The 11,389-nt window shown below is 66.5% G+C and carries 10 protein-coding genes and 1 riboswitch; of the genes, 7 read left to right on the top strand and 3 right to left on the bottom strand.

Features of this window, described 5'->3' with window-relative positions:
* Positions 1–4: 4 nt before the first annotated feature.
* A complete protein-coding gene (locus tag ACSFB7_RS03170) occupies positions 5–670 on the top strand; it encodes a DUF2894 domain-containing protein (protein ID WP_435466970.1) in 666 nt (221 codons plus the stop codon).
* Here ACSFB7_RS03170 and ACSFB7_RS03165 read toward each other — a convergent pair.
* Both ACSFB7_RS03165 and ACSFB7_RS03160 read right to left on the bottom strand, forming a co-directional pair.
* A complete protein-coding gene (locus ACSFB7_RS03165) occupies positions 657–1,193 on the bottom strand; it encodes a CinA family protein (RefSeq protein WP_435466969.1) in 537 nt (178 codons plus the stop codon). The two genes, ACSFB7_RS03170 and ACSFB7_RS03165, sit on opposite strands and share 14 nt — an antisense overlap.
* The gene (locus tag ACSFB7_RS03160; protein WP_435466967.1) at positions 1,190–1,837 is read right to left on the bottom strand and encodes a DJ-1/PfpI family protein; all 648 of its coding nucleotides are present in this window, start codon (positions 1,835–1,837) and stop codon (positions 1,190–1,192) included. The genes ACSFB7_RS03165 and ACSFB7_RS03160 overlap by 4 nt, the downstream gene beginning before the upstream one ends.
* 195 nt (positions 1,838–2,032) lie before the next feature.
* On the opposite strand from ACSFB7_RS03160, the gene phbB reads away from it, so the two are divergent.
* From phbB to ACSFB7_RS03145, 3 genes are all read left to right on the top strand, one after another.
* Positions 2,033–2,770 carry an acetoacetyl-CoA reductase gene (gene phbB / locus ACSFB7_RS03155; RefSeq protein WP_435466965.1) on the top strand — a complete coding sequence of 246 codons (738 nt, stop codon included), beginning with the start codon at positions 2,033–2,035 and terminating at the stop codon, positions 2,768–2,770.
* Between the two features lie 123 nt (positions 2,771–2,893).
* Positions 2,894–4,237 carry a dicarboxylate/amino acid:cation symporter gene (locus ACSFB7_RS03150; protein ID WP_435466963.1) on the top strand — a complete coding sequence of 448 codons (1,344 nt, stop codon included), beginning with the start codon at positions 2,894–2,896 and terminating at the stop codon, positions 4,235–4,237.
* Between the two features lie 387 nt (positions 4,238–4,624).
* Positions 4,625–6,343: a cation:proton antiporter domain-containing protein gene (locus ACSFB7_RS03145; RefSeq protein ID WP_435466961.1), complete on the top strand. Its 1,719-nt coding sequence runs from the start codon at positions 4,625–4,627 to the stop codon at positions 6,341–6,343.
* A gap of 34 nt (positions 6,344–6,377) precedes the next feature.
* Here the strand turns inward: ACSFB7_RS03145 and ACSFB7_RS03140 are convergent, their stop codons facing one another.
* The gene (locus ACSFB7_RS03140) at positions 6,378–6,782 is read right to left on the bottom strand and encodes a hypothetical protein (protein WP_435466959.1); all 405 of its coding nucleotides are present in this window, start codon (positions 6,780–6,782) and stop codon (positions 6,378–6,380) included.
* 138 nt (positions 6,783–6,920) lie between these two features.
* On the opposite strand from ACSFB7_RS03140, the gene ACSFB7_RS03135 reads away from it, so the two are divergent.
* The 3 genes from ACSFB7_RS03135 to ACSFB7_RS03125 all read left to right on the top strand — a co-directional run bounded on the left by ACSFB7_RS03135 (position 6,921) and on the right by ACSFB7_RS03125 (position 11,386).
* Positions 6,921–7,142 (top strand): hypothetical protein, encoded by a 222-nt coding sequence (locus tag ACSFB7_RS03135; RefSeq protein WP_435466957.1) that lies wholly within the window; start codon positions 6,921–6,923, stop codon positions 7,140–7,142.
* An 80-nt stretch (positions 7,143–7,222) separates the two neighbouring features.
* Positions 7,223–7,498, top strand: a riboswitch (cobalamin riboswitch).
* Between the two features lie 133 nt (positions 7,499–7,631).
* Entirely contained in the window at positions 7,632–9,818 is a 2,187-nt protein-coding gene (locus ACSFB7_RS03130) for a TonB-dependent receptor (RefSeq protein ID WP_435466955.1), read from the top strand.
* Positions 9,819–9,826: 8 nt separating this feature from the next.
* Positions 9,827–11,386: a PepSY domain-containing protein gene (locus ACSFB7_RS03125; protein WP_435466953.1), complete on the top strand. Its 1,560-nt coding sequence runs from the start codon at positions 9,827–9,829 to the stop codon at positions 11,384–11,386.
* The last annotated feature ends 3 nt before the right edge of the window (positions 11,387–11,389 follow it).

The raw sequence follows: 11,389 nt of genomic DNA, 5'->3' as shown, positions 1-11,389 counted from the left end.
ATCCATGGCTGAGACCATGGACCCCGGCGCGATGCTTGATGCATGGCGCGCGCGTGGCGATCACCGCGTCGACCCTGTGCGCTTTCGTTTCATCGAGGCGCTGGCCCGGCGCACGTCCGATCAGCAAGGCGATGCGCGGCGCATCCTGGATGACAAGCTGGCCCGGTTGCTCGTGGCCTATGGTGAAGGCATCGCAAGGGCTGAGGGCGTTGATGGTTCCGTGGCACCGCAGGCAGCCGCAGCGCGGCAGGACGCACAGCCTCAACGCGGCGCGCTCGCGGAACTCGTCGATCACATCGGCCGCGTGTCGGCCCACGGGGACGGCCCGGCGCCCGGCGATGCGGTGGCCAGCCTCACGCCCTCCGGCGAACAGAAGACGCTCAGGTATTTCAGGAACACGTGGTCAAGGCTCAGCGCCGAGCGACGGGTGACGCAGTCGCTGGCCAAGGTGCCGGAGAACGCCGGCCCGCTCAACTCGCACCACCTCGTGCACCGGTCGCTCACGCTGATGCGCGACCTGTCGCCCGAGTACCTGAACCGGTTCATGGCGTATGTCGACACCCTGCTGTGGGTCGATCAGGTGAACAGCGCGGGCGCTGCCTCGGCAGGTGCCAATGCCCCGCGCGCCGAGAGCGCAAAGAAGACGGCAGGGCGCGCTAAGGCTGGTTGATGCTGGCTGTCGCTGCCTCGGGGGCCTGCAGCGTTTCGTCGAACAGCCTGAGCAACTGCCGTGCGAACACTTCCATGTTCGCCGGGCGGTCTGTATCGCCCGTCTCGATCGTCCGGCTGACTGTGATCGCACCGGCGACGGCCACGCATACATGCCCTGGCGCATCGCCATACGGGCTGCCCGACGGTCCGGCCGCGCCGCTTTCGCAGATGCCCCATGTCGCGCGATGGCTGTCGCGCATCCTGGCGGCGATGAAGCGGGCATAGGGCTCGGTTTCGCCGCGCATGTCCCCCATGTCCTCACGCGTAAGCCCCAGCAGCGCCTTGCCGGCGCGCCGCGAATAGACGACCGCGCCGCCCAGGAAGAACGCCGACGCGCCCGGTATGGCCAGCAGCGCCGCCGACACGAGGCCGCCGGCCGACGATTCGGCGACCGCCACCGTCTGGCGCCGCTCGCGCAGCGTGGCGCCGACGCGGGCAGCGAGCACGGCAAGCGGTTCGAGGTTGGGCGCAGCAGCGCTCATGGCGTTCCGGGGCGCTTGACGGGCCGCCGCAGATAGGCCGGCGCCCGTTCATGGCTGGCCGTGCTGCCGTAGATCGTGTCCGCCGGGTAGTACTCGGCCTGCAACTGCACCTTGGCGGCGGCTTCCTCGCCGGCGGTGTGGGCAATGAAGGCCAGCATCAGGTCGGTGCCGGCCGACACGCCGGCCGATGTCCAGACATCGCCGTCCTGCACGAAGCGCTGCTCGACCACCTTCACGTCGCGCAGCGCGCGCAGGCGGTCGAGCGATCCCCAATGCGTGGTCGCGGTCTTGCCAGAGAGCAGGCCGGCCGCATGCAGCACGAAGGCGCCGGTGCACACCGACAGCAGCGCCTTGCAGCCCGGCGCTTGCGCGGCCAAAAAGCGCACCATCTCGGGGTTGTCCACCTCGCGGCGCGTGCCCATGCCACCCGGCACCAGCAGGTAGTCGAGCGGCGGGCAGTCGGCGAAAGACACGTGCGGGTTGATGGACAAGCCCTTGGCACAGACCACCGGCTCGCGCTTCTCGGCGACGATCAGGCAGTTGGCGGGCCCCGCCGCCAGCTTGCTCCACATGGTGAGCATTTCCCAGGGGCCGACGAAGTCGAGTTCCTCGACATCGGGAAATACGATGATCCCGAAATTCATACTTTTGAACTCCTTGGTGGTGAGGTCTGTGCAAGTGCGTACAGGCCAAAGCATAGAGGCGAGCGCCGCGCCACGTCTTCGTGACAGCTGGTTGCAAGCTTGGCTCAGTGTTTTCCTCAGAGTTCGATGGCGTGAAAATGGCTAGAGTGAAGGCGGCCGTTCAGGCTTTTGCCAAGTACACATCAAGGAAATTTCATGAGCAAGAAAGTTGCATATGTCACCGGAGGCATGGGTGGCATCGGAACAGCCATCTGCCAACGTCTGCACAACGACGGGTTCACCGTGATCGCCGGTTGCGGTCCTACACGCGACCATGCCAAGTGGCTCGCCGAACAGAAAGCCGAAGGCTTCGAGTTCCACGCCTCCGTCGGCAATGTCGGCGACTGGCAATCCACCGTCGAGGCCTTTTCCGCCGCCAAGGCAGCGCATGGCCCGATCGACGTGCTGGTCAACAACGCCGGCATCACGCGCGACCGCATGTTCCTCAAGATGACGCCCGAGGACTGGAGCGCGGTGATCGAGACCAACCTCAACAGCATGTTCAACGTCACCAAGCAGGTGGTGGGCGACATGGTGGAAAAGGGTTGGGGCCGCATCATCAACATCAGCTCGGTCAACGGCGCCAAGGGCCAGGCGGGCCAGACCAACTACTCGGCGGCCAAGGCCGGCATGCACGGCTTCACGATGGCGCTGGCGCAGGAGCTGGCGGCCAAGGGCGTGACGGTCAACACCGTGAGCCCGGGCTACATCGGCACCGACATGGTCAAGGCCATCCGCCAGGAAGTGCTCGACAAGATCGTGGCCACCATCCCGGTCAAGCGACTGGGCGAGCCGAGCGAGATTGCTTCGATCATCGCGTGGCTGGCGACCGACGAAGGCGGCTACTCGACGGGGGCCGACTTCTCGGTCAACGGCGGCCTTCACATGCACTGAGCATGCTGACCTGCACCTGATTAAAAAACCCGCCTCGGCGGGTTTTTTTGTTCGCGGATGTGGCTTCTACCAATGAAAAGTCGGCCGGTCGCATCCTAAAGTTCCGAACCCTTCGGAGGCACCATGGAAAACACAACAAGTACATCCGCCAAAAAGCTCCCTCTGTACCGATCCCTCTACGTGCAGGTGATCACCGCGGTGATCATCGGCGTGCTGCTGGGCCACTTCTATCCCGCGATCGGGGAGGCCATGAAGCCGCTGGGCGACGGCTTCATCAAGCTGATCAAGATGATCATTGCGCCGATCATCTTCTGCACCGTCGTGGTCGGCATCGCGGGCATGGAGGACATGAAGAAGGTGGGCAAGACCGGCGGTCTTGCGCTGCTGTACTTCGAGGTCGTCAGCAGCATCGCGCTGGTGGTCGGGCTGGTGCTGGTCAATGTGCTCAAGCCCGGCGCGGGCATGAACATCGACCCGGCCACGCTGGACACCAAGGCGCTGGCCTCGTACACCGGCCCCGGCAAGATGACGGGCACGGTCGACTTCATCCTGAACATCATTCCCAACACGCTGGTCGATGCCTTCGCCAAGGGCGAGATCCTGCAGGTGCTGTTGATCGCGGTGCTGTTCGGCTTTGCGCTGCACAAGTTCGGCGGCCGCGGCACGCTGGTGTTCGACGTGATCGAGAAGGGCTCGCACGTGCTCTTCGGCATCGTCAACTACATCATGAAGCTGGCGCCCATCGGTGCCTTCGGCGCGATGGCTTTCACCATCGGCAAGTACGGCGTGGGCAGCCTGTTCTCGCTGGGCAAGCTGATGGGCACGTTCTACCTGACCTGCCTGTTGTTCATCTTCGTGGTGCTGGGGCTCATTGCGCGCTTTCACGGCTTCAGCATCTGGAAGTTCATCAAGTACATCAAGGAAGAGCTGCTGATCGTGCTGGGCACGTCGTCGAGCGAATCGGTGCTGCCGCGCATGATGGAGAAGATGGAGAACCTGGGCGCGAACAAGACCTGCGTGGGTCTGGTGATTCCGACGGGCTATTCGTTCAACCTCGACGGCACTTCGATCTATTTGACGATGGCGGCGGTGTTCATCGCGCAGGCCACCAACACGCCGATGACGCTGGTGCAGGAGATCACGCTGCTGGCGGTGTTGCTGCTGACCTCGAAGGGCGCGGCAGGTGTCACGGGCAGCGGCTTCATCGTGCTGGCGGCCACGCTCTCTGCGGTGGGGCATGTGCCGGTGGCGGGGCTGGCGCTGATCCTGGGTATCGACCGCTTCATGTCGGAGGCGCGCGCGTTGACCAACCTGATCGGCAACGGCGTGGCCACCATCGTGGTCGCCAAGTGGACCAACGAGCTGGACGAGAACCGGCTGCATGCGGGGCTCAACAACGAGACCTGGATTGAGGCGCAGGAGCCTGAGGTGCTTGAGGGGGCTCGCGCCGGGAAGATGGCCGGTTAGGACTACCGCTGTTCGTTTGGGAGCGCTGCTGTTCAGGGCTGCGCTCCCGCCGACACGGTGCTCTTTTTCGCGAATGTCCCCCGCTTCGCTCCTCCTTTATTTCGCGAAAAAGAGCCCCGTATCGACGTGAGCGCTCAGAGCACTGGTTGATCGGTGCAAACCAGCAGCGCGTCCTGTGCGAATGACACCAGGTGCTCCCCGCAGCGAAATAAAGGAGGAGCGAAGCGGGGGACATTCGCGGAGGGGAGCTCCTGGTGTCATTCGCACGCGCCCCGAATGAACCCGAATGACCCCGACCCCAAGCGCCCAGTAACACAGCACAAGGCGACATCACAAGGATGGCCGGCTGACACGAAGGGGTAGGCATCGTTCCTGCAAAATGCGGCGATGCCCCACAGCGTTTCCCTCATCAACACGATCGCCGCTGGCCTCGGGCTGGCGCTCGTGTTCGGCTTCTTCGCAGCCAAGTTGCGGTTGCCGGCGCTGGTGGGCTACCTGTTGGCGGGCGTGATCATCGGCCCCTTCACACCGGGCTTCGTGGCCGATGCCGAGATCGCCGCACAGCTTGCCGAAATCGGCGTGATGCTGCTCATGTTCGGCGTCGGCCTTCATTTTTCTCTCGACGACCTGCTGGCGGTGCGCAAGATCGCGCTGCCCGGCGCGCTGGCGCAGATCGCGGTCGCCACGCTGCTCGGCGGAGCGCTCGCCCTGTGGTGGGGCTGGACCTGGGGCGAGGCACTGGTGTTCGGCCTCGCGCTCTCGGTGGCAAGCACCGTCGTGCTGCTGCGCGCGCTCGAAAGCCTGGGCATCCTGGATTCATTCACCGGCCGCATCGCCGTCGGCTGGCTCGTGGTCGAAGACCTGGCGATGGTGCTGGTGCTCGTGCTGATGCCGCCGCTGGCCAGCACGCTGGGCGGCCACGGCGCGGCGCCGGGCGAAGCGGTGGCCCCGCTGTGGCAGACGCTCGGGCTCACGCTGCTGCAGGTCGGCGGCTTCGTCGCGCTGATGCTGGTGGTCGGGCGGCGGGTTTTCCCCTGGATCCTCTGGCAGGTCACGCGCACCGGCTCGCGCGAGCTGTTCACGCTGTGCGTGGTGGCTGCGGCAGTGAGCATCGCCTTTGCCTCGGCGGCGCTGTTCGGCGTGTCGTTCGCGCTCGGTGCCTTCTTCGCCGGCATGGTGATGCGCGAGTCGGAGTTCAGCCACCGCGCCGCGCAAGAGTCGCTGCCGCTGCGCGACGCTTTTGCCGTGCTGTTCTTCGTGTCGGTCGGCATGCTGTTCGACCCCTCGGTGCTGATCGAGCGGCCGCTGCAGGTGCTGGCGGTGGTGCTGGTGATCGTGCTGGGCAAGTCGATCGCGGCCTGCGCGCTGGTGCTGGTGTTTCGCTACCCGCTGGGCACCGCGCTCACGGTGAGCGCGAGCCTGGCGCAGATCGGCGAGTTCTCGTTCATCCTGGCCGGCCTGGGCGTGTCGCTCGGCGTGTTGCCGGTGGAGGGGCAAAGCCTGGTGCTGGCGGGCGCACTCATTTCCATCGCGACCAACCCGCTGTGGTTCAGCCTGATCGCGCCCATGCAGAAATGGCTGCACGCGCATTCGTCATTCGCGCGTGGACTTGAATCGCGCGACGATCCGCTGGCCGAGCTGCCCATGACCACCGAGGCCAAGTACCTGTCGCGGCAGGTGGTGCTGGTCGGCTATGGCCGCGTCGGGCGCCGCATCGCGGCCGAACTCGAGGCGCACGACATTCCCTATGTGGTGGCCGAACAGAACCGTGAGCTGGTCGAAAAGCTGCGCGAAGGCGGCATTGCGGCGGTGTGGGGCGACGCGGCCGATCCGGCGGTGCTGATCCAGGCGCATGTTGCGCGGGCCCGCGTGCTCGTGGTCGCCACGCCCGACACGCTGAACGTGCGCCAGATGATCGAGACCGCGCGCACGCTCAACCCGACGATCCAGACCGTGATCCGCAGTCACAACGAGCAGGAAGCCCAGTTGCTGACGCAGGACACTTCCGTCACCGTCTTCCTCGGCGAGCATGAACTGGCCCAGGCGATGGCCCGTGACGTGGTGCAGCGGGCCGTGTCGATGGCCATGCCGGCCCACGCGGCTTGACGACCCACGCCGGCCCAGAGGCCCGGATTCAGAGTCAGAGGTCTTCGATGACCAGCAGCCGATAACGCTGGGCGATGGAATAGGGCACGGTTCGCACCAGTTCCATCAGCCGCTCGGCCGTGGCGCCGTCCTTGGTCTTGACCAGCAGGCCCGTGTGGCCGTCGCGCGCCAGCTTGGTGAACTCGCGTACCGTGGCCGCGTCGGTGCCGGGCGAGGGCAGGGGATCGCTGTGGGTCTTCACGGTCGGCGTGATCTCGGCCAGCACCGTCTCCGCGGGAAGCAGATAGACCTCGTCGCCGCTCATGCCTTTTTCGATCAGGCGGTGGCCGATGCGGTCAGCGTCTTCCGCGCTGGGGAACATCACCATCGAGTAGCCGGTCGGATAGAAAGCGCCGCCGACGCTCGATCGCATGCGGGTTTCAAGAATGAACTGCTTCATGCTGCCTCCTGGTTTCCATGAGGACCCTGGCTACAACATTAGGTCGCGTTGCACACAAGCGCTGTAGGAGAAGTCCGGCAACTGTCAACCGCGTGTGTTGCTCGCTCATTCAACAGTGAGATTCCACCTGCATTTGCCATGCCCTCCGCCAGAAACATCGCACTCACCGTCCACGAACTGGAGGAGGGCGAGTTCTATTGGGTCCTGATGGAAGCGGTGGACGACACGCCCGGCGAAACCACCCACGTCTACATGCCGCTGGAAGCCGCTCTCGAGCCCTATGCCACCTATTCGAACGCGCTGGTGGCGGGCGTGGCGGTGATGCGGCGGCTGTTCGGGCCGGACGGCAAAACGCGCTGAGCCCCCGGCGGCGGACCTTGGAAACAGTCCGAAACCTATAATTCCGCGGTTCCGGTGTGTTAATTTTTCTTAACTGCACCGGTCACCACGGTTCGAAGGTGCCCCGCATGCCATTCATGGGTCTCGGGGTTAAACGGGAAGCAGGTGCGTCGCGTCGTCACTGACACGGCCATTCCTGCGCTGCCCCCGCAACGGTCAGCGGATCTGGAAACCCTCACGCATGTGCCTCTTTTTCGGCATGTGCAGCCACTGCGCTTCGGCGTGGGAAGGCGAGGGTTTCGGCTCCGGTGCGCATTTTTTCTTGCGCATCGAAGCACTCCGCGAGCCCGGATACCGGCCTTCGCAACCGCCTTCGGACGCTGCGGGAGTGCGTGTCCGGGCCTGCCGTTTGCGCCGCCTTCGCGTGCACCGGCACCGCCCGTTCTCAGCTCTTCCCGCGTCCTCGATCGGTCAGGAGCCTGCGGGGACGCAGGTCGGAGGGGAATTCAAATGGGTCAAGCATCGCCAGCGCGCGATCGCACGGGCGCGCCACTGCCATGGGCGCGTCTTTCGGGTCTTTCACTGGGGCTGGGCCTGGCTTTCGGGCCGGTTGCTGCCTTTGCGCAGACGGGCGGAGAAACGGCGGGCACGGGCGGTAACAGCCTGACCCCCGTGCAGGTCGAGGCCAGCCGGCACACGCCGCTGGCCATCGACGAACCCGCGCACACCGGCAGCCGCCTCGGCCTGACGCCGCTGGAGACGCCGGCCAGCATCGAAGTGCTGAGCGGCGACACCATCCGCGCGCGCGGCGATGTCTCGGTGATCGACGCGGCCACCCGCGCCACCGGCATCACCGGTTCGCCCGCCCCCGGCAACGGCGGCACGTCGATGGCGGCGCGCGGCTTTTCGGGCCACGGTTCGGTGATGCAACTGTTCGACGGCACGCGCCTGTACGCGGGCGCGGGCACCGTCACCTTTCCGTTCGACACCTGGTCGGTCGACCGCATCGAGGTGCTGCGCGGCGCGGCCTCGGTGATGTTCGGCGAAGGCGCCATCGGCGGCGCGATCAACGTCGTGCCCAAGAAGCCCACGCGCGGCCCGATCCAGAACGAAGCGCTCGTGGCGTACGGCTCCGACGCCACGCGACAGGTCGCCTTCGGCAGCGGCGGTGCGATCAACGACAAGCTCTCGTACCGCTTCGACATCAGCCATCGCAAGACCAACGGCTTCATGGCGCGCGGCGAGGCCGAGAGCCTGGCCGTGGGCGCGGCCGTGCGGCTGGACGTGTCGCCGCAACTGCAGTTCACGCTGTCGCACGACGAGGGTCGCCAGTCGCCGCAGCGCTACTACGGCGTGCCACTGATCGACGGGCGCCTGAACGACCAGACGCTGCGCCAGAACTACAACCCGGACGACGCGGAGCTGAAGTACCGCGACAAGTGGACCCGGCTCGACGCCCAGTGGACGCCGAACGATGCGGTCACCGTGCGCAACCAGCTCTACCGGTTGGAGAGCAAGCGCCACTGGCGCAACAGCGAGACCTACACCTTCAACGCCACCACCCGCCAGGTCTTGCGTGGCGACTACCTGGAGATCGGCCACGACCAGGAGCAGATCGGCAACCGCACCGACGCCACCTTCCGGCACTCGCTGTTCGGCATGGCCAACCAGGTGCTGGTGGGCTTCGACATGAACCGCATCGACTTCCTGGGTTCGAGCGACACGCCCTATGGCGGCCGCTCGGTGGTCAACCCCTTCGTGTTCCAGCCCGGCTACTACGCGTCGCCCGTGGCCTACCTGCCGCGCTACAAGACCAAGACCAGCACCTACGCCTTCTTCACCGAAGACAAGCTGGCCTTCAACGAACAGTGGTCGGTGGTGGGCAGCCTGCGCTGGGACCACGCGAAGGTGTCGCGCGTCGACCAGCAGAACCCGTCGAGCCGGCTGGACAAGACCTTCGAGTACGCCACCGGCCGCCTCGGCGTGGTGTACACGCCCGACGCCTCGCAGTCGTTCTATGCCCAGGTGGCGCGCGCGGCCGATCCGCTGACTTCGCTGATCAGCACCTCGGCCACGCAGGTGCCGTTCGACCTGAGCACCGGCCGGCAGGTCGAGGTGGGCTACAAGCGCCAACTGGCCGAGGGCCGTGGCGCCTGGACCGTGGCCGCCTACCGCATCGAAAAGACCAAGCTGCTGTCGCGTGACGCCAGCGACCCGAGCAAGACCCAGCAGATCGGCAAGCAGTCGTCCGAAGGCATCGAGGCCACGCTCGACCTGGCGCTGACCTCGACGCTGCGGCTCGAAGCCAACGTGGCCCGGCTGCGCGCGCGTTATGACGACTTCAACGAAGTGGTCGGCAAGTCGCTGGTCTCGCGCGCGGGCAACACGCCGTCCGGCGTACCGGAATCGGCGGCAAACCTCTGGCTGAACTGGCGCTTCCTGCCGCAATGGGAAGCCGACTTCGGCGTGCGCTACGTGGGCTCGCGGCAGGTCGACACGGCCAACTCGCGCAAGATCGGCGCCTACACCGTGGCCGACGGCGGCGTGAGCTGGCAGGTGAACCCGTCGACGAAGCTCGCGCTGCGCGCCTACAACCTGAGCAATCGCAAGTACCCGTTGTCGTTCTCGAACGGCGGCAACCAGTGGCTGCTGGGCCGGCCGCGTTCGTTCGAGCTGTCGGCGCTGGTCAACTTCTGAGCAAGAGCATGACCTCCGCATGGCGCCGCGCCTGGCCCCGGCTTCGCCACTGCCTCTACTGGACGCACCGGTGGCTGGGCATCGGCGGCTGCCTGCTGTTCGTCATGTGGTTCGTCTCGGGCGTGGTGATGATGTACGTGGGCTACCCCACGCTCACCGACGAAGAACGGCTGGCAGGCCTCGGGCCCTTGCGCTTCGAGCAGGCGGTGGTGTCGCCATCCGCCGCGCTGGAAGTGCTGCCCCCGGCCGCGCGTGTGCAACCGCCGCGCCGCATGGTGCTGGAAGTGCAGGGCGGCAGTGCGCCTGAACTCGTCTGGCGCATCACCGATGCACGCGGTGGGAGGCACACCATCTCGGCGCGCAATGGCCATGCGCTCGGCGCGGTCGATGCGGCGCAGGCCGAGGTCATCGCCCGTGGCTTCTCGGGCCAACCCGGCGCGCATTGGGCCGAGACGCTGGAGCGCGACCAGTGGACCGTGCCGCAAGGGCTGAACCCGCTGCGTCCGCTGCATCGCATCGAAGTCGGCGACGCGGCCGGCACCGAGCTGTACGTGTCCTCGCGCAACGGCGAAGTGGTGCGCGACACCACGCGTTCGGAGCGCTTCTGGAACTGGCTGGGCTCGGTGCCGCACTGGATCTACTTCACGCCGCTGCGCGCCGACCCGCCGCTGTGGCACGAGGTGGTCGTGTGGCTGTCGGCGGCCTGCATCGTCTCGGCGGTGACGGGCATCGTCATCGGCATCCTGCGGGTTCGCCTGCGACGGCGTTTTCGCAATGGCGCCGTCACGCCCTACAAGGGGTGGATGGCCTGGCACCACATCGCCGGGCTGATCGGCGGTTTCTTCGTGCTCACCTGGATCATCAGCGGCTGGCTGTCGATGAACCCGAACGGCTGGTTCCAGCGCGGTCCGGGCGATGCGGCGGCGATGGCGCGCTACACCGGCGCGGGGTCGTCACCGTTCCCCTGGCCGCCGGCGTCGCTGCCGGCAGGCGAGGGCGCCGCTGCTCCGCGCGAGGCATTGCTCATGTGGTTCGACGGCCGGCCGTTGCTGCAACTGCGTGATGCGCAGGCACGTGTGCGCGTGGTCGACGCCGCAACGGGTGCCCCGGCCACCATCGGCCGCGACGACATCGTGCGCGCCGCCGCCCGCCTGCGCCCCGGTGCCTCCGTGACGCAGGCGACGCTGCAGACGCGCGAAGACTTCCACTGGTACGGCCACCACCGTGAGCGCGTGCTGCCGGTGTGGCGCCTCGAATTCGACGACGCCGCGCGCAGCTGGATCTACATCGACCCTTCCAGCGGGCAGGTGGCCGGCAGCAACGACAGCAATTCGCGCTTGCGCCGCTGGCTCTTCAATGCGGCGCACAGCCTCGACTTTCCCTGGCTCATCCAGTACCGGCCGGCCTGGGACATCGTGGTGTGGCTGCTGTCGATCATCGGCGCCGTGGCCTCGGCCAGCGGCGTGGTGATCGGCTGGCGCCGGTTGCGGCGCAAACCCTCGTTGCGGGAGCGCGGCGCGCGCCCTGGCGTTCCCGACGGGGCTTGCGCGAGCAAGCCCATCAACTAACAA

Source organism: Variovorax raffinosi (assembly GCF_051216615.1).
In the GTDB taxonomy this organism is placed as follows: domain Bacteria; phylum Pseudomonadota; class Gammaproteobacteria; order Burkholderiales; family Burkholderiaceae_C; genus Variovorax.
The sequence above is the reverse complement of the archived record's forward strand: the minus strand, read 5'-3'. Positions and strand labels throughout refer to the sequence as shown.

What these genes read in the sequence shown, in the direction of transcription:
- ACSFB7_RS03170 (WP_435466970.1), top strand. Translation starts at nt 5, where the DNA reads ATGGCTGAGACCATGGACCCCGGCGCGATGCTTGATGCATGGCGCGCG.
- ACSFB7_RS03165 (WP_435466969.1), bottom strand. Translation starts at nt 1,193, where the DNA reads ATGAGCGCTGCTGCGCCCAACCTCGAACCGCTTGCCGTGCTCGCTGCC.
- ACSFB7_RS03160 (WP_435466967.1), bottom strand. Translation starts at nt 1,837, where the DNA reads ATGAATTTCGGGATCATCGTATTTCCCGATGTCGAGGAACTCGACTTC.
- phbB (WP_435466965.1), top strand. Translation starts at nt 2,033, where the DNA reads ATGAGCAAGAAAGTTGCATATGTCACCGGAGGCATGGGTGGCATCGGA.
- ACSFB7_RS03150 (WP_435466963.1), top strand. Translation starts at nt 2,894, where the DNA reads ATGGAAAACACAACAAGTACATCCGCCAAAAAGCTCCCTCTGTACCGA.
- ACSFB7_RS03145 (WP_435466961.1), top strand. Translation starts at nt 4,625, where the DNA reads ATGCCCCACAGCGTTTCCCTCATCAACACGATCGCCGCTGGCCTCGGG.
- ACSFB7_RS03140 (WP_435466959.1), bottom strand. Translation starts at nt 6,782, where the DNA reads ATGAAGCAGTTCATTCTTGAAACCCGCATGCGATCGAGCGTCGGCGGC.
- ACSFB7_RS03135 (WP_435466957.1), top strand. Translation starts at nt 6,921, where the DNA reads ATGCCCTCCGCCAGAAACATCGCACTCACCGTCCACGAACTGGAGGAG.
- ACSFB7_RS03130 (WP_435466955.1), top strand. Translation starts at nt 7,632, where the DNA reads ATGGGTCAAGCATCGCCAGCGCGCGATCGCACGGGCGCGCCACTGCCA.
- ACSFB7_RS03125 (WP_435466953.1), top strand. Translation starts at nt 9,827, where the DNA reads ATGACCTCCGCATGGCGCCGCGCCTGGCCCCGGCTTCGCCACTGCCTC.